Genomic DNA, 21,736 nt, shown 5'->3' with positions numbered 1-21,736 from the left:
GCTCACCGGGAACAAGGTGGGTGGGAAAGCCCTGATATAGCGATACCGTCCGGGGTGGCAAGCTTTGCCAAGCCCGCCGTCGGACGCCCGTGCCCGTCCCCCTTACCGCTCGACAAACGCCCGCTGGAATTGATCCAGTATCGGCTTGAACAGGTAGCTCAGCATGGTCCGGCTGCCGGTTTGCATGAACACTTCCGCAGGCATGCCCGAGGAGAGCTGCAGTCCGGCGAGCCGGCGGCGCTCCTCTTCCGGCAGCATGATCCGGACCGTGAAATAGGACATGCTGGTCTGCTGGTCGCGGGTGGTATCCGGCGAGACATACGACACCTGGCCGATCAACTGCGGCGTCACCCGCTGGTTGAAGGCCGAGAAGCGGACAAAGGCCTGCTGGCCCTTCCGCACCTGGTCGATGTCGTTCGGCTGCAACCTGGCCTCGATCTGCAGATCATCGGAATCCGGCACCACCTCCATGACGGTGTCGCCGGCGCGAATGACGCCGCCGATGGTGTGGACGTTCAACTGATGGATCACGCCCGACGTCGGCGCGCGCATCTCAATGCGCTCGAGGACGTCGCGCGCCGCGACGCTTCGCTCGCTGAGTTCGGCTTCCTTGCCCTGCGCCTCGCCGAGTTCCTTGACGACTTCCGTCCGCACATCCTGGTCGAGCCTGACCATCTGAAGCTTCGCCTCGTCGACCTTGGTTTTGGTCTCAGCGATGGTTGAGATCAACTGGCCACGTTCACCTTCTATCCTGGCGCTCTCGCGCTGCAAGGCCGTGAGCCGCGCGATCGGCACGAGACGCTTGTCGAAGAGCTCCTGCACGCCCGTGAGTTCGCCGGTGATCAGTTCGAGTTGCTTGGCCTTGGAGGCGACCTGGGCCTCGAGGCCCACGATCTCCTCGCCAAGCTGCGATACCTTGCTCTTGAGCAGCTCCTTCTGACTCTCGCGGGCCGTCACCCGCGCCCTGAACAGCGAGGCCTCCGAAGCAAGCAGCGTCTTGACATTATTGTCGTCCAGCCGGGACGACATTTCCGGCGGGATCGCCGGCCGGGGCAGGCCGTCGCGCTCGGCGACCAGCCGCGCGATCTTCGCGCGCACTTCATCGAGTTGCTTGCTGACCACCTGAAGGCTGGCCTGTGCCTGCGTCGAGTCCAGCCGCAGCAAGAGATCGCCGGCGTTGACCCGCATGCCGTTATGGATCGGGATCTGCGCGACCACGCCGCCGGTCGGATGCTGGATGGCCTTGACGTTGGACTGCACCACCAGGTTGCCCGGCACCACGACGGCGCCCGACAACGGCACCAGCGCCATCCAGCCGCCTGCCAGCCCGCCGACCACGAGCAGCGCCCGCAAGCCGGTGCGCAATTCGCGCTCGAAGGCGCGCGCCGCCCGGACGACGATGCTTTCGCCGGGCGCGCCCACCACGTCCGCCGATCCATCGCGATTGGCAAGGAATGCCACCCCCGCGGTCACGCCATTGCGCACGACCCGCGCCACCGAACGATCGCGCGGCACGGCGCCCGCCGGGCTCGGCGGCGCCAATTGGGGCGCCTCGATCCGCAGCGGCCGCTGGCCGTCGATCGGCAGAAACTCCGGCCTCGACCTCGGTATGTTCATGAGCGACGGATCGTCGGGCGCGATGATCGGACCGCGCGCCTGCCGTTCATTCAGCCAGGAATTGCCTGACGGAGTATTGCCTGACGGAGTATTGCCCGATGGCGTATCGCCTGACGAAGCCTTGCCGGCCGGGCCGCGGGCGCGGCCCGACGGTGGCGGGGCCATGAATTGCGGCTCGCGCGTGCTGCGTCCGCCGCGCGGCGGCGGAGGCTCGTCATCGAAACCGTCGGACTGGGACCCAAACGGACCGAGCCAATCCAGCACCCGGCCCATCTTGCCCTTTTTCTTCGACCGCTTCGGCCGGCCGGGACGCGAACGCCGCGCGCCCGGACCTCCTTCGTCATTCGCCGGGTGGCGAAGCGGCGGCCGCTGATCCTGCAGATTGTCGTGCTCGAATGCCTGTCGCAATCGCTGCAATTCGAGGATCAGCGCCTGGCCTTGCGGCGCCGCGACGTCCTCATCCGTCCCGCCGATCCGGTGGCGCGCAACCCTTTCATCGGCATGCACGTGATCAAAATTCTTCATGATGAAACGCTCTCGGCAAGCGATGGGCGCTGTTCTGCCTTGGCCTGCGGCGGGGGTTGCGGCGGTCCCGGCTTCCCCTTGGCGTTGGCGTTGCGGACGCGCGCGAACACTTCTTCGCTCGGGCCGAACGCGATCGCTTTGCCTTCGTAGAGCACCATCGTCATATCCAGCGCGGAGAGCGCGCTCGGGCGATGCGAGATGACGACGACGATGGATTTGTTCTGGCGCATGATCCCGATGGCACGCGTCAAGGCGTTCTCGCCGTCGGCATCCAGATTGGCGTTGGGCTCATCGAGCACGAGCAGGAACGGGTCGCCGAACACCGCCCGCGCCAGGCCGACCCGCTGCTTCTGGCCGGCCGACAGTGACATGCCGCCTGCCCCGATCCGCGTCGCATAGCCCTCCGGCAGGCGCAGGATGATGTCGTGAACGCCGGCAATCTGCGCAGCCTTGAGGATGGCGTCGGAGGTCGCATGCTCGTCGAAACGGCAGATGTTCTCCGCCACGGTGCCGTCGAACAGGCCGACATCCTGCGGGAGATAGCCGATGTGCCGGCCGAGATCCTCGTTGCGCCATTGATCGAGCGAGGCGCCATCGAGCCGCACCGCGCCCCGATGCGCCGGCCAGATTCCAACCAGCGCCTTCGACAGCGAGGTCTTGCCCGACGCGCTCGCTCCCAACAGCGCCAGCCCGGCGCCGGCCTTGAGCGAGAACGTGACACCAGACACGATCGGCATGTCGAAGCCTGGTGCTGCCACTGCGAGATTCTGCACCGACAATTCGCGGCAGGGGCGCGGCAGCATGACCGGTGGCGCCGGAGGCGGCGCGGTCGCCTTGCAGATGTCGCGCAGGCGCGCGAGGCCCTGGCGGGCGGCGGCCAGTTGCTTCCAGGTGCCGAGCGCGATTTCGACCGGCGCGAGCGCGCGCCCCATCAGGATCGAGGACGCGATCATGATGCCGCCCGACGCCTTGTCGGCGACGACCAGATAGGCGCCCATGCCCAGCATGCCCGATTGCAGGATGTAGCGCAGCACCTTCGCGCTCGAGCCGAGGTTGGCATAGACGTCGGTGGCGCGGATGTTTTCCTGCAGATACCGCTCGTTGGCTTGCGACCAGCGCGCCGTCAACCGATCCGTCATGCCGAGAGCGCGCACGATTTCCGCGTTGCGCTGCGTCGCATCCGCCAGCACCTGCCGCTGCGCGTTCATGTCCATCGCCGCCTTGGTCGCGCCGCGCGAGATCCGCTCGGTTACCAATGTCATGGCAATGATCGCCGCGGTGCCAAGCAGCGCCGTGAAGCCGATCAGCGGGTGAAACAGAAACAGCCCGATCAGAAAGACCGGGATCCACGGCATGTCCAGGAACGCGGTCGGACCCATGCCCGACATGAAGGTGCGCACCTGATCGAGATCGCGCAGCGGCTGCTGCATCAGGACCGGCTTCACTCCGCGCAGCGGCAAGGTGGCGAGCGCCGAATGGATCGACCCCTGCAGCGCGCCATCGAACAGCGTTGCGATCCGGCACAGCATCCGCGACCGCATCGCATCGAAATATCCCTGCACCAGGTAGGCGATCAGCACCATCAAGGACAGGCCGAACAGGGTCGCGAGGTTACGGCTCGGAATCACCCGGTCGTACACCTGCAACATATAAAGGGAGCCCGACAGCATCAGGATGTTGATGACGCCGCTGAATACGGCGACGCCAATCATGCGGCGCGCACTCGCGCGCATCGCGCTCGCAACGGGATCGTCGGCGGCCAGCGTCGACAACAGGCCGGAAATTGCGCGGGGCGTCGGTGCTGCCCGCGCTCGGCCTTGTGCCTGACCCTGAGCGATACTCATTGAACTGCCCTTCGACCCGCTCGACCGTCGGATCTCCCTTCAAGTCTCATTGACGGGCGATGCAGACCATTTTTCGGCGAGAATGCGACGAAACCCGATTGTTCAAGTTCGCTCGTGGGTAGAACGGTGGCAAGAATCTCCTGGCTGCCGATCTGGTGCGCACGCGGCCGGGCAACATTACGCCACGCCAGACCTGACGTCTCTCGCGACGGGCCCGGACAAGGCTACGATATCGCTCTTTCGATCACGTCTAATTCGCCGTTTTTCGGCGCAGCCCGCGTCATGGATTCGTCCGTCTATCACCTTGCTTCAGCGCTCATTGGTCGCTGTGTCGGCCGAATGACGCCACGAAGCTCGACGATCCTTCACCGTGCGCACATCCCGCTCCCTGGCGGACGCGTGCGCCCACACGTCATGAATTCGACCGGATGGCAGGGGACGAACAATGGCTCGCTTCGAAGGACATCAACCCGACGTTGATCGCGATCCCCCGATCGACGACCTCGCCGGTCCGTCGGTCGTTCCGGCTTCGCCGACACCGACACTGTTCGATGAAATACCGCTGACCAACCAACCGACACGACCCATCGGTTCGAGTTTCTCCGATCTCGGCACCGCCGCCAACGGCATGGTTCGGCCGGCGGCCGACGTCCCGCTGCAAAATGCCTCCGACGGAGGCGGCCAGGCAGTTGGCAGCATTGCACACCACACCAACGATCTCGCCCTGGTGCAGAACAATCTGCTGGCCGAGGTCAATGCAGGCCAGTTTTCCGGCGCCGCGCTCGGCCACGTTCAGGCGATCTTGTCCAACCTCACCAGCGCCATTTCGACCGCCAACGCCGCGGTGAGCCATGGAGGCTCATTCGCCAACGCCGCTGGCGCAGAACAAGCGGTCCGCGCCAGCCAGCTCAGCATCATCAACGCCGTCAGTACCGATCCGGTACTGGCGAATCCGGCGCCGGCCGCGCCCCTGCCCACTGGCAGCGCGCCGACCGCCGCGCCGCACAGTCTCGCGGAGATCGGAGCGATCTTCGACGACGTGGCCAGTCAGATCCTCGGCGGCGTCAATGACGGCAACCGGCAGCAGATCACCGATGACATCAATGCCGTGATCACGGACATGGAGGCGTTGATCAGCGCCAACCCGCAAATGTTCAGCGGGTTGACCGGCGTCCATGCCGACGCGGTCCTGCGCCACCTCGAACTCGAACTCACCTATATCAACGACCCCAACATCAGCCCCGATGCGACACGCGCCAGCAGCGATAACATCCTCGACATCATCGATATCATCCAGGGCGATGCCAAGCTGGCCGATATGGCGACGCAAGACGGCGTCAGCGGCTTCTCGCCGTTTTCGGACGCCTCGCATTCGACGCCGGTACACCTCGGCAACGAAGCACAGACGGTGTTCCTGGCCAATTTCATCTCGCAGTCCAATTCGCTTGGACAGCAGGCCATCGACCTCGTGGGCAGCAGCGACACAAAGGCCATTGCCACGCTGATCGACAACCTCAAGGCATTCGAGACGTATGTCACCGACTTCGACGCGGCTCACGGCGGCAACGAATTGCTCGGCGCGACCGGCCCGCTCGGCGCCGAAATTGCCGCGATGATCAAGGGACTGCAGACCGGCAACGCGACGCTCGTCACGGCGGCTGCGGACCAGATGCACGGCAACGCGGCCGATGTCGGCGGCAACAATGTTTCCGTCACCGGAAGCACCTACAATACGGACGGCGTGACGGTCGCCGAGGTGCTGGGGACGCCGCCCGCTGCCGAAACGTCGGCCGTAGCGGCCGCCCCGGCCTCGCAATCCGTCGTGGCCCCCGCCATCGGCGTCGAGTCGGTAGCGGTTGCGGCCGCCGACCTCGCCGCACCTGCTGGCGTGGACTATGACCAATCGCCCGCGCCCGAACTGGCGCATCATTTACATCACATGTGGGGATAGCGGCGCGCGGCGCGGCCTCCGGCGTCCCCGATACTCCGGGGATGCTGGAGGCCAATGCATCACATCAAGAAACGCGTTCGCCGGTCCGGCTCACGCGGCGGACGCACAGAAGACCTTTTCATCGGCCTGCGCCCGCAAAGGACGATCTTTTAGACGATGGCCCCGACAACGGTCTTGGGGACCATCATTAGTACGGCAGCGACATCGGCGGTTGGTGGAATCGGCGCGGTTGCTGCTTCGGAAGTGGAAGTAGCGGGGCGTGGGCGTGAGGCAGCGTAAGACAGACTATGGGACCATCATTCTACACTGGACGTTCGTCGCAGCATTCGCCGTTGCGCTCGTCACCGGTTTGCGCATTGCGACGGAAACGCCCGACCGAACCTGGATCAACTTGTTCGATGCCGTGCTGCCGCGCGACAGCGTATGGATCGCCCATATGCAGGCCGCCATCGTCCTGGTCGCCGTGGCGATCGGCTACATTGTCTATATGCTGCGCTCCGGTCTCGGGCGCCGCGTCCAGCTCGACAGGGTTCGCCTGCGCGGGCTGTTCGTCGGCCGCGGGCAGGCGAGGTTGAGCGCCGTGATCGCCCTGATGTACTGGATTTTCTTTGTCACGATGGCGGGGCTATTGGTCAGCGGCGGTGCGCTCTATTTCGGCTTCTACTCCGGCTACGACGTGGCGATGCTGCACTGGGTGGGGACCTGGGTGATCCTCGCCTTTGTGGTCCTGCATGTCCTGACCCAGTACAAGAGCGGCGGCGTTTCGCAATTGCTGCGCATCTTTCGTCCGGCCCCGCTGCCTGCGCCGCCGCCGCGGCTTGATGCCGTCGAACTGCTGGGCATGCTGGCCGAGCAGTCGGCGCGCGTGCCGAAAACCGAAAATTTCGATGCACCGCCCGAGGCCTCATCCCACCCGCTGCAGCCGCGTAACGAGGCGCGCCGCGACCAGACGCAAGAGCCGGATCCGGCGCCACGACCCCAAGCCGGGCCCGCGCGATCGCGAAACCCGACCCTGCAGGCCAATGCGTTCGTCGTGGCGGCGGCCGCGGCGATCACCGGCGCTTCGCTGATCGTGGCAACCGATCGGCTGGCGGTCGATAATGTGCAGATCCGCCGCATCAATCCTGCCGACGCACCGATCCTCGACGGCGACACTTCCGATCGGGCCTGGCGCAACGTCAGGCCGTTCTCGCTCCTGACCGGCGAAGGCGGAAATTTCGACGGCAAGGGAGAAGCCAGAATAGAGATCCGCGCGGTTCACGACGGCACCTACGCGTATTTCCTCTTCACCTGGCAGGATTCGACGCGCTCGCTGAAACACCTGCCGCTCGTCAAGCAAGCCGATGGATGGCACCTGCTGCATTCCGGCTTTCAGCTCGGCGACGAGCATCAATACAACGAAGACAAGTTTTCGGTACTCCTGACCGCCTCCGATGTCACCCTGGCCGGCGGCCGGACCTTTCATCCCGGGCCGCAGCCGGTCGCCGGCGCGCCCGCCACCATGAGCGGCCGCGGACTGCATTACTCGGAAGCCGGCTACGCCGATGTCTGGCAGTGGAAGGCGACCAGCGGCGCGAGCGGATGGATGGACGATGCCCATTTCGGGCCGCCGCTGAATCCGACCCCGATGCAGGCGGCCAACGTTGTTCCGTACAAGGGCGGCTTCGCGCCGGATCCTGGAACGGCAAGCTACCGGGACAATTTCACCGTCGAGGCCGACACGTCGGGAGGGCCGCGCCGCAGCCGCCTGGTCGCTCCGCTGCGCCTGCCCAAAGTCGTCGCTGCCACCACCGCCGCACTAGGGGATATCGACCTCGATCCCAACCATGGCGAAAGCGACGGTGCGCGCTGGTTCATGACCGATCAGGATTCAGTTCCCTATTCGACCGACGCCGACGCCCGCATCCCCACCGGCACCGTGATCCCGGGCGTCATCCTGGGCGGCGAATTTTCAGGCGATCGCGCTGACGTCCGATCTGCGGCCCGCTGGGCCTCCGGCCTTTGGGCGCTCGAGGTGAAACGCCGGCTCGACACCACAAGCCAGTTTGACGTGCCGATCAAGAGCGGCGTCTTCATGCGGGTCGCCGCGTTCGATCACAGCCAGATCAGACATACGCGGCACGTCCGGCCCATTCGTATCGAGGTGGAATAAATGTCAAAGATTTGCAAGGTCACGATCAACGACGAGCCGTTTCTGGCGAATCGCGGCGAGCTTCTGCTCGACTGGGCGTTGATGAACGGCGTCGATCTTCCGCACGATTGCCGCTCCGGAATTTGCGGGGCCTGTCGCGTGCGCCTCGTCGACGGCACGGTGTTCGGCGGCCATAGCCGGGGCGACGAGATGATTCATGCCTGCCAGGCGAGAATCGTCTCCGATCTGGAGATTGCGATCGAGGCGGCTCCCGAACCGGTGGCGCTGTCGGCGGAAGTGGCGCAGACCGTTCAGCTCGCGCCTGACGTGGTTGGCGTCGACATCGAATTGCCGAAGCCGCTCAACTATCTTCCCGGCCAGTATTGCAAGCTGCAGTTTCAGGGATTCCCGGCAAGATCCTACAGCCCGACCTTTCCGCTGGAAGGCGCTCCCGACGATCGCGTGCTGCACTTTCACATCCGAAAGGTTACGGATGGCCAGGTATCCTCGGCGCTCGGCCATGAAATCCGCCCCGGACACCGCGTCAAGCTGATGGGACCGTTCGGCCGCGCCTTCTTCCGGCAAGGCCATCCCGGCCGCACGGTTCTCGTCGCCAGCGGTACCGGCTTCGCTCCGATGTGGTCGGTCGCGGTCGCCGCGATCATGGAGCAGCCGCAGCGCGAAATGGTCTTCATCGTGCAGGCTCGCAGCATCCGCTCGCTCTACATGCATGCGGCGCTGTGCCGGCTGGCGCTGTTTCCCAACGTCACCCTGATCCCGATGGTGTCGGAGCCGCAGCAAATCTCGCACGCGATTCAGAGCGGCAGGCCGACCGATCATCTGCCAAGGCTGTCGCCGGACGACGTGGTCTATACTGCGGGCGCGCCGGCGATGACCGATGCGGTCGCGCGGATCGCAAAGGCCGCAGGCGCAAGGTGCTACACCGATCCGTTCGTGCAGGAGCCGAGGACGGCCGAACAATCCGGATTGATGTCGCGCCTCACCGGCTGGCTCAACGAACCCAAAAGCGGCGCCATCCCGCCGCAGCCGGCGCGAAAGGCGGCGCCGATGCCGCGAGGCGTAGCCGCGGTTGGCGCCGGCAACCGCTAGCGGGAAGCCGGCCGACCGACATCGTGCTGGCGGAGCAAGCAACTTCTCGCATCCCGCCCCCGCGATGATCGACGACACCGCTTGCCGTGGGGCGTTGTGCCGTATTCCTCAGCCGGAGATCGCCGCGATATACCGCCGGACGGACATCTCAAAGGCGGCCTTTGCATTGTCGCCGATGTTGCGGCCCCACCATGCGCCATAGATGCGGTCGAAGGCCAGCGGCTCGACCGCAGCCCAGATCCGCCGCACCGCCGGCGCATTGAGTGGAATGTAGTTCGGAAAACTGTACATAAAACTGAGCGAACGGCGATCCATCGCCACCATCGCGACGTCGCCGGTGAGCAGTGCGCCCCTGCCCTCCGCACCCGCGCGCCAATGCATCACCGTGCCGCCGGCGAAATGTCCGCCGGTTCGCACCAGAAGGATGTCATCAGAGAGCCTGTGGCTGTCGCCGGTCCACGGCACGATGGCGGCATGCGGCCGCGTGACGAAGGCGCGATCATCGCCATGCAGATAGACCGGCACGCCGCCGAACGCTTCGCTCCAGTCGGCGACCGCGCCATAGTAATGCGGATGCGAGACGGCGATCGCCTTCAGGCCGCCGAGCGAGCGGACATAGTCGACGGCTTCACGGGTGACCAGCGGCACGCAATCCCACATCACGCAGCCGTCCGCCTCCCGCACCAACAGTGCGCGTTGTCCGATCGCAAAGCCCGGCTGCATGCTGATGCCAGGAATGCCGAGATCGTCGCGCCAGACGAGCTTGTAGCGTTTCGTTAATTCCTCGCGAGTGAGCCACGCCTGGCCCTTCCAGTTCACATATTGCCGCTCGTCCTCGCAGACTGGACACACCGCAGGCGGCTCAGCGCTTTCGGGAAACTGGGCACCACATTGTTCGCACGTCCATAGAGGCATTGGCGTCACTCCAATCCGAAGGATTGGTAGCGCAAAACAAACAGGCGGGCCAATGACAGGCTCGTGCTAATACCCGATCGCCGCCCCGTCGCTGCGCGGATCGGAACCGCCGCTCAAGATTCCATTCCGTCGGTCGATCGTGATGCCGTGCGCATGACCGGCCATTTCGTTCCACGCGCCCCAGCGGTTGATGCTGTGACCACGTTGCGCGAGCACCCCGATCGTAGCTTCGGGAAAGCGGCTCTCGATATGCAGCGTGTCGCGCGCCTCGCCGAGGGCGAAGCGGCCGGACAGGAACCGCGGCATCTCGATCGCTTCCTGGATGTCGAGACCGAAATCGATCATGGCCGAATAGAGCTGCATCTGGATTTGCGGCTGGCCATCCGCGCCCATGCAGCCGAGCACGCTCCAGAGCCTGCCGTCGCGTTTGGCCATCGAGGCAATCAGCGTATGCAGCGGGATCTTGCCGGGCTCGAGGCGATTGGGATGCTGGCGATCCAGCGAGAAATACGCGCCGCGGTTTTGCAGGATAACGCCGGTGTTTCCCGCAACTACGCAGGAGCCGAAGGCGCCATACAGGCTTTGAATCAGCGACGCCGCATTGCCACAGCGATCGACGGCGGCGACATAGACCGTATCGCCGGACAGGCTGCCGAAAGACGACAGCAGGTCCCATTGCAATGCAAACCCGGCGTCGATCAGCCGGCCCCGCTCGGCAGCGTATTGCTTCGATATCAGCCGCCCGACCGGCACATCGGCGAACGCGGGATCGGCCAGCACCTGGTCGCGGTCGTGATAGGCGATCTGCTTGGCCTGCACCAGGAGATGGACATGGTCGGGCCCGAGGAAATCCTTTCGGTGCAGTTCGTGGGGCTCGACGAGGTTGAGCATTTCGAGCACGGTAAAACCCTGCGTCGGCGGCGGCGTGTTGAAGACCGTGACGTCGCGGTAGCGGCCAACAAGGGGCTCACCCCAGACGGCCTTTTGCCTGCTGAAATCGGCAAGCCGGAACAGGCCGCCGTTTTCTTCCGAGAAGCGCGCCATCTCGGCGGCGACCGGCCCTTCATAAAAGCCGCTCCACCCGTCATCCGCGATCGATTGCAGCGTGCGCGCCAGGTTTGTGTTGGCGAGCTTCGCGCCCGGCTGCGCTGCTATCCCACCGGAAAAGAACAGCGCTGCGGCCTCTTGATCCCGTACCAGATCGTCGCGCGTCATCTCGATGAAGCTTGCAAGGCGGCCGGTAACTGGAAAGCCGTCGCGCGCATACCGAACAGCGCTTTCCAGCGCGCGCCGCAGCGGAAGCCGCCCATAGACATCGTGCGCCTCGATCCAGCTCGCCACCGCGCCCGGCACCGTCAGGGTCGCCGGAACGATGCCCCGAAGTGGAATCTCATTCAGCCCGCGCGCTTCGAGCGCGGACAGCATGGCGCCTTCCGCCGCCTTGCCGCCGCCATTGAGGGTGCGGATCTCGCCGCTCGCGCCGTCATGAACAAGCCAGAACGCGTCGCCGCCGACGCCGGTCATATGTGGATAGACGACAGCGAGCACCGCGCTGGTCGCGATCGCCGCATCGATCGCCGAGCCGCCGGCGCGAAGCACGTCAAGGCCGGCCGCGGAGGCAAGCGAATGCGGCGACGTCACCATGCCATTCGACGCAAGCGTGACGGGCCGACCGGTACGAATGTCCAATTCAAGCCCCCGAATATGCCGAGCGGTCAGCCGCGGATCCGCCTGATCATGTAATTGTCGTAGGTGGCCTCGCAGACCTGATGCCACTGGTACTGTTCGTTGCGGAATGCGATGGTCGATTCATACAGCGCCTTGAACTTCGGATTCTTTACAGAGACCTCGGCAAACAGCTCGTTGGTTGCCTTGAACGACGCATCGAGAATATCGGTCGAGAACGGTCTCAACTGCGCGCCGGCTGCAACCAGGCGCTTGATGGCGGACGCGTTGCGGGCGTCATATTTGGCGGTCAAGTCGGCCGCGACCTGCCCGGCCGCGATCGTCACCATGTTCTGATACACCTTCGGAAGCTCGGCCCATTTCGCGCTGTTGATATAGAGAAAACCGTTCGCGCATCCTTCCCACCAGCCGGGATAGTAGTAATAGGGCGCGACCTTGAGGAAGCCGAGCTTCTCGTCATCGTAGGGGCCGATCCATTCGGCGGCATCGATCGTGCCCTTCTCCAACGCGGGATAGATGTCGCCCGGCGGAATCTGCTGCGGCACGACGCCGAGCCGGCTCAGCACCTGCCCCGCCACGCCGCCGACGCGGAACTTGAGGCCCTTCATGTCGTCGAGAGTCTTGATCTCCTTGCGGAACCAACCGCCCATCTGCGCGGTCGTGTTGCCGAACGGGATGCCCTGAATGCCGAACGTGCCATAGAGCTCGTTCAGCATGTCGAGGCCGCCGCCATAGGCGAGCCACGCATTCATCTGTCGCGTATTGAGGCCGAACGGAACGGCGGTGCCGAACGCGAACGCAAGGTCCTTGCCGATGTAGTAGTAGGAGGCGCTGTTGCCCATCTCCACGGTATTGTTCGCCACCGCATCGAAGACCTGGAACGCCGGCACGATCTCGCCCGGACCGAACACAGCGATCTGGAATTTCTGGTCCGACAGTTCGGCGATCGCCTTCGCAAACATCTCGCAGGCGCCGTAGAGTGTATCGAGGGATTTTGGGAAGGATGTGGCGAGACGCCAGCGCAAGGCCGGCGTCGATTGCGCGATGGCGGGCGCGGCGACGGCGGTAGAGGCGACAGCGAGGCTTGCGGCTTTGAGGAGCTTTCTGCGATTCATGGCCAGTCTCCTTGCTTGGTGGAGTGAGAAGCGAACGCGCGGACCGTCAGCCGCAGCATGAACCCTTGTCCCGATTGTCCCGGCTCGCGCTGTTTCGGTCGGGCGGCAAGTCCATCGCCGGATTCTCGGCAAAGAAGCCGTTCGGCTTCAGCGTGAAGCCGACATACTCGACCGGCATCACCGGAAAGTCTTCGGGACGGCAGACGTGTGTCGCCCCGAAACTGTGCCAGACTACGATATCCTGGTTTTCGATCGAACGGTTTTTCGCAACGTATTTCGGCAGACCGTCGCCGCCGGCATGCTGGTTCGGAAACTCGCCGCTGGCGTAGCGCTCGTCGGGGGCGTAGCGCGTTACCCAGATGTGCTTGGTCGCAAAGCCGCCACGCGCGGTCATGTAGCAGCCCTGCTGCGCGAGCATCACCGGCGCGCTGTGCGCCAGCAACTTATACGCCGTTGGGCCGCCGATGCTGTTCTTTTGATTTGGATTGGTGATCTTCCAGTAGCGTCCTGTCCGCCCATCGGCCTCGCGGACCGCATCGCGCTCGCGCGAGAGAACCCGCGACGTGGTATCGAACACGTTGCCATAGGGGTTGTCGGTGCCCCACGGCCGCGGCCGGAACTCGTGCTCGGTGACGGTATTGCCCTCGCCGTCCAGCATCATGTGCAGACGGGCATTAAAGAAGTGCTGGTGGGTCGGACCGCCGAGGTCTTCAGCGACCATGCCGCCCCACGGATACGGCTTGCCCGGCCCGATCGCCGCCGTCTGGATAATTCCGGTTAGCTTGACTTCGAGCTGAATGGTGCCGTCCTGATAGAAGTACCAGAAGAAGCCGTAATCGTAGTTTCCGACGGTCGTGAAGAACGAGATGACGAGGCGGCGTGACCGCCGCACCTCGAAGGTCTCGTTGCGGAATTCGTAATGCTTCCAGAGGATACCGTAATCCTCCTCGTGCAGGCAGATCGCGTTCTTCATGATCGCGGCCTTGCCGTAATCGTCGGCGACCGGCACGTCGAAATAATGGATATGGCCGAGGCAGTCGCAGCCGAGTTCGAGCGCGTTGGCGAGCTTGCCCAGTCCATACTCCCCGGCATCGAACGCGCATTTCCAGAAATGGTTGGCGGTCGGATCGGCGTAGGGAACGATCATGTCGGTGACGCTGGCGCGATAGATGATCGGCCGCTCGCGCGCACCGTCGCGAAACGAAATCTGGTGCAGCACGAGGCCCTCGCGCGCAGTCCAGCCGACGCGGAACGACCAGTTCTGCCAATCAACCTTCCATCCCTCGACCGAGAAGCTCGGGCCGTCCTTCTGCACGATATCCAGCGGCTTCACGCCCTCGCGGGTTTGCGGGATCGATGCGCGGTCGTAGTTGCGTGATTTTTTCGGGATCGGAACGATGTCGGGCTCGTCCACCAGATGGACGATCCTGTTCTCGATCAGGTCGACGAGCGCGACCACGCCTTCGATCGGGTGCGCGTAGCCGTTGTCCTTGAGATCCCTACGCCAGTAGGAAACGGCGCTGACCAGCCTGCGTCCCTTCTCCACCTCGCGGTCGAAATACCCGGCCGAAAACGGGTCGACCTGAACCAGCTCGATATCCTCATCCTTCAGGCCGCGACGCTTCATCGCGCGCCGCCAGTCCGCATCGGCCTTGACGATGTCGCCGACCTTGAACACCTCCTCGATCGTGATCGGGGGCTGGCCGTAAGGATGCGCCTTGGTCGAATATTCGCGCCACGCCGTGACCGTCTTCGAATCGAGATCTACCGTCGCGACATGCGTCGCGCCGGTTTTGCTGTCGAACAGGGTGACGGCGGCCCGCCGCGGGGGCGCGGCAGCCGGCTTCCATCCGAGCACGTCGGATTTGGCCGGCTCTTCCAGTTGCACATGCGTAAATCGCGCATGCGGGCCGAGCCTCTTCCCTTTCCTCAATATTTCGGACGCCAGCGCGACTTCGCTCTCGCTGAGCGGGTCGAGCGGATGACCGGCGTCCATGCCGGCGGGTGGCTTTGCACGTACCATAATCGACCGATTCCAAAGGGGTTTCTGACCGCAGGCTACGGCGGCCCGGGGCGCCGCGTCTTGAATGAACCTGCCACGTCCGGCCGGTTCGGCCCTTGCCAGAGCCACCGGTCCTGGGCGACGCTGGGGGTCCACCAACCGGATCTTGTTCGCACGATGCCGATCAGCGTCTCCACCGACCCGATCCGACCGACCGAGCGCCAGGCCTTCTGGACCGAGGCGATCTGCCGGTCATTCGCCAATATCGAGACCAAGCCGCTCGGCTCCACCATCGTCAGCGGCCACTTCGAGTTCGTCGAAATCGGCGACGCCAAGCTGGTCCGCTTCGACAGCAGTCCGCAATGCTACACCCGCGACGCGAGGCTCGTGAGCCGGGCCGGCTCCGACGAATTCATGTTCGATTTCCAGCGCCGCGGGCGAAGCGCAATGGAGCAAGCCGGCAACGAAGGCACCATCACCCCCGGATACGGCGTGCTTTATGACGCGCGCCGTCCGTTCGAGGACCGGCTGTTCGGCCCCGAACAACGCGCCGAGGTGCTGATCGCAACCGTGCCCGCTGCGTCCCTGTTGCGGGCCGTCCCCGAAGCGGAGCGGCTATGCGCCAGACCCGTGCCCCTGTCGGGCACGATGGCGCGCTCGATCGCAGCCTGGGTGCATGCGGCGATCTCGGCACCGAGCGCGCCTGAAAAGCGTGCCGCGCCCGACATCATAGCCTATCTGTCGGCCCTGCTGCGCGTCGCCGCGGGTGCAAACCATCGGCTCAGCCGTCCGGACCTGTTCCACCTGATCGATGGCTATCTGAGGACGAATATCGCCACCGTCCGGCCGGCGCCGGCGCTCGCCGTCGAGTTCGGCATTTCGGAACGGACCCTTCACCGGATCTTCGCCGACCGCGCGACCACGTTCGAACGCCATGTCCTGCATCTGCGCGTCGAATTGTTCAAAGACCTGCTGCGGCAGCCTTCGCTGACAAACGTTCCGATCGCGAGACTTGCGCATCAGTGCGGCTTCGCCGATGCCGCCCATGCCACGCGTACGTTCAAGGACAGATTTGGCGCCACGCCGCGGGACTTTCGCGCCAGCCCGCCAACCGACTAAATCTCGCAATAGCTGCGATACCAGCTAGCGAACCTGCGGATGCCGTCCTCGATCGGAGTCGCCGGCCGGAAACCTACGTCGCGCACGAGATCATCGACGTCGGCATAGGTCGTCGGCACGTCTCCAGGCTGCATCGGAAGCATTTCCTTGTTGGCCTTGCGCCCGAGCTCCTGCTCGAGAATATCGAGCACGAGCATCAATTCCTGCGGCTTGTTGTTGCCGACATTATAGATGCGCCAGGGGGCGATGCTCGATCCCGGGTCCTGAATCCCGTCCAGCCCAGGCTGCCCAACTTGCGGCGCGCGGTCGATCAGGCGCACCAAGGCTTCCGTCACGTCGTCGATATAGGTGAAGTCGCGAAGCATCCGGCCCCCATTGAACAGCTTGACCGGATTGCCGCGGACGATCGCGTCCGCAAACACGAACAGCGCCATGTCGGGCCGATACCACGGGCCGTACACCGTGAAGAACCGCAAGCCGGTGCAGGGGACCCCATAGAGATGGCTGTACGAATGGGCCATCAACTCATTGGCTTTCTTGCTCGCGGCATAGAGGCTGATCGGATGATCCACGTTGTCATGCACCGAGAACGGCAGTTTCCGGTTGGCCCCGTAAACGGAGGACGAGGACGCGAACAGCAGATGGTGGCAGCCATTGTGCCGGCATCCCTCCAGAATATTGGTGAAGCCGACCAGATTGGCATCGACATAGGCGTGCGGGTCTTGAAGCGAATATCGCACGCCCGCTTGCGCGGCCAGATGGATGACGACGGGAAAGCGATAGCGCGCGAACAGCGCCGGTATCGACACGCGATCCGCCACATCCAGGCTTTCGAACTGAAAGCGCGGGTCATTGCGGAGGATATCGAGCCGGGCCGCCTTCAGCCGCGGATCATAATAGGAATTGAGATTGTCGATCCCGACGACGCGATGGCCGGACTGCAGCAATCGCTGCGCCACGTGGAATCCGATAAATCCCGCGGCGCCCGTTACAAGGATAGCCTGATCGGACATCATGTTACGTCCTTGATGTCATGACATGTCAATGCGCCACCGCTTTCGGCCGACCAATGCCGCAATACAGAAAGCCGTTCCGCTGCACTTCTTCCGGAGAGTATATGTTGCGCAGATCGACGATGACCGGGCACGCCATGATGGTGGACAGCTCCTTGAGATCCAGCGCGCGGAACTGCTCCCATTCCGTAACGATAACGAGCGCGTGGCAGCCTTTGGCGCAACGGTAGGCGTTGTCGCAGAAGGTGACGTTCTCGAACACCTTCTTGGCCTGCTCCATGCCAACCGGATCGAACACGCGCACCTCGGCGCCCATGTCCTGCAGCGCCGTGATCAGCGGAATCGACGGCGCGTCGCGCATATCGTCGGTATCGGGCTTGAAGGTCACGCCGAGTATCGCGATCGATTTTCCCCGCAGATTGCCGCCGAACGCGTTCGCGACCTTGCGCGCCATCGCCCGCTTGCGCTGATCGTTGACGGCCACCACCGTTTCCACGATTCGCACCGGCGATTCATTGTCCTGACCGGTCTTGATCAGCGCCATCGCATCCTTCGGGAAACACGACCCGCCGAAGCCCGGGCCTGCGTGCAGAAATTTCTGGCCGATCCGGTTGTCGAGGCCGATCCCGCGCGCGACTTCCTGCACATTGGCGCCGACCTTTTCTGCAAGGTCCGCGATCTCGTTGATGAAGGCGATCTTGGTGGCAAGGAAGGAGTTGGCGGCATATTTCGTCAGCTCGGCGGTGCGGCGGTCGGTATAGAGGATCGGCGACGCGTTGAGGTGAAGCGGCCGGTACACCTCGGCCATCACGCTGCGGGCGCGCGCGTCGTCCGTTCCGATGACGATCCGGTCTGGATGCTTGAAGTCGCGGATCGCCGCCCCCTCGCGCAGGAACTCGGGATTCGAAACGACGGCAACCGTGGCTTCCGGATTCTCTTCGCGGATGATGCGCTCGACCTCGTCGCCGGTGCCGACCGGAACGGTCGACTTGGTAACAACCACCGCCCGCTCCGGAAGCGCGCCCGCGATCTCGCGCGCCGCGGCATAGACATAGGAAAGATCGGCATGGCCATCGCCGCGGCGCGACGGCGTGCCGACCGCGATGAACACCACCTCCGCTTCGCCTACCGCCGACTTCAGGTCGCTTGCGAATGAAAGGCGGCCTTGGCCGACATTTCGCGCCACCAGTTCGGCCAATCCAGGCTCGTGAATCGGCATCTCTCCGTTGTTGAGGCTTGCAACCTTCTCCGCGTTGCTATCGATACAGACGACCTGATGTCCAAAATCCGAAAAACAGGCCCCTGACACCAGCCCGACATAGCCGGCGCCAATCATCGCTATATGCATTACGGTTCCTGTGTGAGAAGCCGCGCGCGGCTGTGGCCGCGCCGGCGGAGATAGCGGCGAAACGACGAGCTAGCTGCTCAATATCGATTCACCGTCGAGATGACGGGGGAAGAAAAAGAAGTTGTTGACGTAGAACCGTCCGTCCTTGCGGCCGCCGTCCGGCCGCAGCGCGCCGGCATCCTGGAGCCTGTGTGAATCGAACTGTTCGACGCCGATCACGTCGTTGTCCTTCAGGAAAAACCCCCGATAGGACTTGTCCCGGAAGAATTCAAACACCGAGCGCGTCGCCTCGGCGCGATGGCGGTCTTCCGCCTCCACCAGAAATACCGGCTGGCAACGCTCTAGAAGTTCGACCGCGCCGTTCAGGACGTTCAACTCATGGCCTTCGACGTCGATCTTCACGAACGCCACGTCCTGGTCGATCACCGCGTCGAGCCGCGCGATCGGCACGTGGGCAGAGACTATTCTGGCCGCTGAATCGGCGCGTGCCTCCAGCGAGGCAAGCCCATAGACAAGGCCGTCATCGCCCTGCGGGATGAACAGCTCGGCATCGCCGTCATGATCCGACAGCGCGATCTCGTGGACGCTTACATTCCGTGCCGAGGTTCGGCGCAACAGCTTCGCCATCTGCTGCGACGGCTCGAAGGCATGAACCTGCCTGGAAAGGCGCGCCAGCCGCCGCGTATACAGGCCGCAATTGGCGCCGACGTCGACCGTCACCGCGTCACCGGGAATCACCTTGTCGAGATAGGACAGTTCCCGCTCCGCCGATTTCGGGCGCTTCATGAAATGCCATTGCAGCCATATCGAGGGAAACGCATCCTTCACCAGCTCCTTGACCTGTTGTTTTGCGTTCATTGCGGCCTCCCTTGGTGTCGCACGCACACAAGCTGCGGTGTGCGCCGTCTGCGATTGCGGATGCTGCCTCCCACCAGCCGCACCTCAGACGCGGTCATAGATGTCCTGCACGCGAACGATGTCGTCTTCGCCGAGATAGGCCCCCGACTGGACCTCGATCAGATTGAGCGGGACTTTTCCGGGATTCTCCAGGCGATGCATGCATCCGAGCGGAACGAAGATCGATTCGTTCTCGCGCAAGAGGATCTCTTCGTCGTCGCGCGTGACGATCGCGGTGCCGTTCACCACGACCCAATGTTCGGCGCGGTGATAATGTTTCTGCAGCGACAGCTTCGCGCCGGGATTGACGGTGATGCGCTTGACCTGGAAACGATCGCCCGAGTGGATCGATTGATAGTAGCCCCACGGGCGATGAACGCTGTGGGTCTGGGTTGCCGACCGATGGCCGTTGGCCTTCAGGCGCTCGACCAGCTTTCCGACATCCTGGTCGCGCTTCCGGCTGGTCACCAGCACCACATCAGGCGACGTCGCGATGACGAGATCCTCGACCCCGAGCGCTGCAACCAGTTGCCCGTCGCCGCGGACATAGCAGCCCGAGGCGTCTTCCATCACCGCATCGCCAATCACCACATTGCCCGACGGATCCTTGTCTGCCATCGACCACAAAGCCGACCAGCTTCCGACATCGCTCCAGTCGAAGGTCGCGGGCACGACCACCGCATTGTCGGTCTTTTCCATGATCGCGTAGTCCATCGAAATGCTCGGGCATGCCTCGAATGCGCGCTCCTCGAGGCGAAGAAAATCGAGATCGCGGGTCGCGCCCGTCAGCGCCTTGCGGCAGGCGGCGAGAACCTCCGGCGCCCGATCCGCCAGTTCGTCGATGAACTGACGGGCCGGCAGCAGAAATATCCCGCTGTTCCAGACATGCTGGTCGCAGGCCAGCAGGCGCTCGACCGTCACCAGATCCGGCTTCTCGACGAAGCTCGCAACGCTGCGAATGGGCGACGCCGCTTCCAGCTCATCGCCCATCCGGATGTAGCCGAACCCGGTCGCCGCCGACGAAGGCCGGACGCCGAACAGGACGAATCGGCCATAGCGCGCGGCCGTGATGCCCGTCGATATGGCGGCGCGAAACGCGGCGTGATCGCGCACCCAGTGGTCGACCGGCATCGCCAGTATCACGGCGTCGGGGTCGCTTTCGCCGGCGAGCAGCGCTGCGAGCGCCACCGCAGGCGCGGTATTTCTTCCGAACGGTTCGAGCACGATGGTCGGACGATCGACGCCGACCGCACGCAACTGCTCGCCGATCGCAAAACGGTGCTCGGCGTTGGCGATCACCATCGGCTCGGTAAACAGCGCGCGATCCTCGACCCGCAGCGCCGTCTGCTGCAGAAGAGTGTTTTCGCCGAGCAGCGAGAGCAGTTGCTTGGGATAGGTCTCGCGCGACAGCGGCCACAGCCGCGAGCCAGCGCCGCCTGACAGGAGAACGGGCACAATACGGCCGCGCGGTTCGATCATCGCCATTGCATTGTCCCCTCGATATCTTCCTGCGATGTTTTAACGTTGCGGATGGTCAGAACCCGCTTCCCGACAGGAATTCCTTCCGGATGGTGCGGATGATGATCATGACGTCCATGCGCAGCGACCACTTCTCGATGTAGTGAAGGTCGTAATCGATCCGCGAAATCGCAGGCTCTGATTCGGCCGTGCTTCCCCGGCAGCCGCTGACCTGCGCGAGCCCGGTAATGCCCGGCCGCGCCGTATGGCGCTGAAAATAGTATGGCACGAGGTCTTCATACGGCAGGTCAGCCGCCAGCATTCCCGGCACATGCGGCCGCGGCCCGACCAGCGACATGTCGCCCTTGATCACGTTGAGCAGTTGCGGAATTTCGTCGAGGCTGGTCTTGCGCAGAATTCGCCCCACCGGCGTCACGCGCGCGTCACCCTGGACGGTCTGCCTTACGCCGCGCACGTCGCCGGCATCGTTGCGCATGGTGCGGAACTTGTAGATCTTGAAGCGGCGGTTTCGATAGCCGTAGCGGTATTGAAAGAACAGCACCGGACCCGGCGACGTCGCCTTTATCGCCACCGCGATCGCAATCAGAAGCGGCGCGAAAAACAGCAACGCGCCGCTTGCCGCGGCGATATCGAAAATGCGCTTTGCAACCGACGATGACGGCTCAGTCCGCGCGACACGGCGCGAACGCCGGCGGCCTCGATACGCACCACGCGTACTGCCGCCGGCAAACTCGACAGGACGGACCGATATCTGGGTTCGCTCTCTCCGAATCGGCGTGACGTTGTTCCGATCGAAGTTGGCTGTCACGATCGAAGCCATGACTCTCCTCTCTGCTGGAACCGGACTGTGACCGGGCACATTCGAATGACCCGGCGCCGCGCGTGACGATTTCGCAACGGCGAACGTCATCACTTACCGCGAGCGCGAACGCTCGCTGATCGCTAAGACTTTCCACAATCTTGAGCGAAATTTGGCGTGAAAGC

15 protein-coding genes are annotated in these 21,736 nt (G+C 64.0%); 4 read left to right on the top strand and 11 right to left on the bottom strand.

The features are described from left to right. Window positions 1-102: 102 nt before the first annotated feature. Window positions 103-2,142, bottom strand: a complete 2,040-nt coding sequence (locus V1288_RS16255) for an HlyD family type I secretion periplasmic adaptor subunit (RefSeq protein WP_334357991.1) — start codon at window positions 2,140-2,142, stop codon at window positions 103-105. Continuing rightward, on the bottom strand, window positions 2,139-3,854 hold the full coding sequence (locus tag V1288_RS16250; protein ID WP_334361324.1) for a type I secretion system permease/ATPase: 1,716 nt from the start codon (window positions 3,852-3,854) through the stop codon (window positions 2,139-2,141). Before V1288_RS16250 ends, V1288_RS16255 begins: the two co-directional genes overlap by 4 nt. 859 nt (window positions 3,855-4,713) lie before the next feature. On the opposite strand from V1288_RS16250, the gene V1288_RS16245 reads away from it, so the two are divergent. The 3 genes from V1288_RS16245 (at window position 4,714) to V1288_RS16235 (ending at window position 9,178) form a co-directional block, all read left to right on the top strand. Continuing rightward, on the top strand, window positions 4,714-5,937 hold the full coding sequence (locus tag V1288_RS16245) for a hypothetical protein (RefSeq protein WP_334357990.1): 1,224 nt from the start codon (window positions 4,714-4,716) through the stop codon (window positions 5,935-5,937). 265 nt (window positions 5,938-6,202) lie between these two features. After that, window positions 6,203-8,089 carry an ethylbenzene dehydrogenase-related protein gene (locus V1288_RS16240; protein ID WP_334357989.1) on the top strand — a complete coding sequence of 629 codons (1,887 nt, stop codon included), beginning with the start codon at window positions 6,203-6,205 and terminating at the stop codon, window positions 8,087-8,089. Continuing rightward, window positions 8,090-9,178 carry a 2Fe-2S iron-sulfur cluster-binding protein gene (locus V1288_RS16235; RefSeq protein WP_334357988.1) on the top strand — a complete coding sequence of 363 codons (1,089 nt, stop codon included), beginning with the start codon at window positions 8,090-8,092 and terminating at the stop codon, window positions 9,176-9,178. 108 nt (window positions 9,179-9,286) lie between these two features. Here the strand turns inward: V1288_RS16235 and V1288_RS16230 are convergent, their stop codons facing one another. From V1288_RS16230 to V1288_RS16215, 4 genes are all read right to left on the bottom strand, one after another. After that, a complete protein-coding gene (locus V1288_RS16230; protein WP_334357987.1) occupies window positions 9,287-10,093 on the bottom strand; it encodes an MBL fold metallo-hydrolase in 807 nt (268 codons plus the stop codon). A gap of 66 nt (window positions 10,094-10,159) precedes the next feature. Beyond that, entirely contained in the window at window positions 10,160-11,782 is a 1,623-nt protein-coding gene (gene ggt, locus V1288_RS16225; RefSeq protein ID WP_334357986.1) for a gamma-glutamyltransferase, read from the bottom strand. A gap of 26 nt (window positions 11,783-11,808) precedes the next feature. Next, window positions 11,809-12,894 carry a TRAP transporter substrate-binding protein gene (locus V1288_RS16220; protein ID WP_334357985.1) on the bottom strand — a complete coding sequence of 362 codons (1,086 nt, stop codon included), beginning with the start codon at window positions 12,892-12,894 and terminating at the stop codon, window positions 11,809-11,811. Between the two features lie 46 nt (window positions 12,895-12,940). Then, on the bottom strand, window positions 12,941-14,917 hold the full coding sequence (locus V1288_RS16215) for a primary-amine oxidase (protein WP_442893959.1): 1,977 nt from the start codon (window positions 14,915-14,917) through the stop codon (window positions 12,941-12,943). Between the two features lie 156 nt (window positions 14,918-15,073). On the opposite strand from V1288_RS16215, the gene V1288_RS16210 reads away from it, so the two are divergent. Next, window positions 15,074-16,015: a helix-turn-helix domain-containing protein gene (locus V1288_RS16210; protein ID WP_334357984.1), complete on the top strand. Its 942-nt coding sequence runs from the start codon at window positions 15,074-15,076 to the stop codon at window positions 16,013-16,015. Here V1288_RS16210 and V1288_RS16205 read toward each other — a convergent pair. The 5 genes from V1288_RS16205 to V1288_RS16185 all read right to left on the bottom strand — a co-directional run bounded on the left by V1288_RS16205 (window position 16,012) and on the right by V1288_RS16185 (window position 21,572). After that, a complete protein-coding gene (locus tag V1288_RS16205) occupies window positions 16,012-17,028 on the bottom strand; it encodes an NAD-dependent epimerase (RefSeq protein WP_334357983.1) in 1,017 nt (338 codons plus the stop codon). The two genes, V1288_RS16210 and V1288_RS16205, sit on opposite strands and share 4 nt — an antisense overlap. 28 nt (window positions 17,029-17,056) lie before the next feature. Further along, window positions 17,057-18,376, bottom strand: a complete 1,320-nt coding sequence (locus V1288_RS16200; protein ID WP_334357982.1) for a UDP-glucose dehydrogenase family protein — start codon at window positions 18,374-18,376, stop codon at window positions 17,057-17,059. Between the two features lie 69 nt (window positions 18,377-18,445). Continuing rightward, complete coding sequence (locus tag V1288_RS16195; RefSeq protein WP_334357981.1) at window positions 18,446-19,234, bottom strand: FkbM family methyltransferase; 789 nt, start codon at window positions 19,232-19,234, stop codon at window positions 18,446-18,448. A gap of 84 nt (window positions 19,235-19,318) precedes the next feature. Beyond that, window positions 19,319-20,752, bottom strand: a complete 1,434-nt coding sequence (locus V1288_RS16190; protein WP_334361322.1) for a mannose-1-phosphate guanylyltransferase/mannose-6-phosphate isomerase — start codon at window positions 20,750-20,752, stop codon at window positions 19,319-19,321. A gap of 55 nt (window positions 20,753-20,807) precedes the next feature. After that, entirely contained in the window at window positions 20,808-21,572 is a 765-nt protein-coding gene (locus V1288_RS16185) for a sugar transferase (RefSeq protein ID WP_334357980.1), read from the bottom strand. Window positions 21,573-21,736: the final 164 nt, after the last annotated feature.

It is taken from the genome of Bradyrhizobium sp. AZCC 2176 (genome assembly GCF_036924645.1).
GTDB lineage: Bacteria > Pseudomonadota > Alphaproteobacteria > Rhizobiales > Xanthobacteraceae > Bradyrhizobium.
Note: the sequence above shows the minus strand (reverse complement) of the source record. Positions and strands in the feature narration are given on the sequence as shown.

Coding starts and splice junctions, on each gene's coding strand:
- V1288_RS16185 (WP_334357980.1), bottom strand. CDS start 21,572: ATGGCTTCGATCGTGACAGCCAACTTCGATCGGAACAACGTCACGCCG.
- V1288_RS16250 (WP_334361324.1), bottom strand. CDS start 3,854: ATGATTGGCGTCGCCGTATTCAGCGGCGTCATCAACATCCTGATGCTG.
- V1288_RS16205 (WP_334357983.1), bottom strand. CDS start 17,028: ATGTCCGATCAGGCTATCCTTGTAACGGGCGCCGCGGGATTTATCGGA.
- V1288_RS16220 (WP_334357985.1), bottom strand. CDS start 12,894: ATGAATCGCAGAAAGCTCCTCAAAGCCGCAAGCCTCGCTGTCGCCTCT.
- V1288_RS16190 (WP_334361322.1), bottom strand. CDS start 20,752: ATGATCGAACCGCGCGGCCGTATTGTGCCCGTTCTCCTGTCAGGCGGC.
- V1288_RS16235 (WP_334357988.1), top strand. CDS start 8,090: ATGTCAAAGATTTGCAAGGTCACGATCAACGACGAGCCGTTTCTGGCG.
- V1288_RS16210 (WP_334357984.1), top strand. CDS start 15,074: ATGCCGATCAGCGTCTCCACCGACCCGATCCGACCGACCGAGCGCCAG.
- V1288_RS16200 (WP_334357982.1), bottom strand. CDS start 18,376: ATGCATATAGCGATGATTGGCGCCGGCTATGTCGGGCTGGTGTCAGGG.
- V1288_RS16195 (WP_334357981.1), bottom strand. CDS start 19,234: ATGAACGCAAAACAACAGGTCAAGGAGCTGGTGAAGGATGCGTTTCCC.
- V1288_RS16230 (WP_334357987.1), bottom strand. CDS start 10,093: ATGCCTCTATGGACGTGCGAACAATGTGGTGCCCAGTTTCCCGAAAGC.
- V1288_RS16215 (WP_442893959.1), bottom strand. CDS start 14,917: ATGGTACGTGCAAAGCCACCCGCCGGCATGGACGCCGGTCATCCGCTC.
- V1288_RS16255 (WP_334357991.1), bottom strand. CDS start 2,142: ATGAAGAATTTTGATCACGTGCATGCCGATGAAAGGGTTGCGCGCCAC.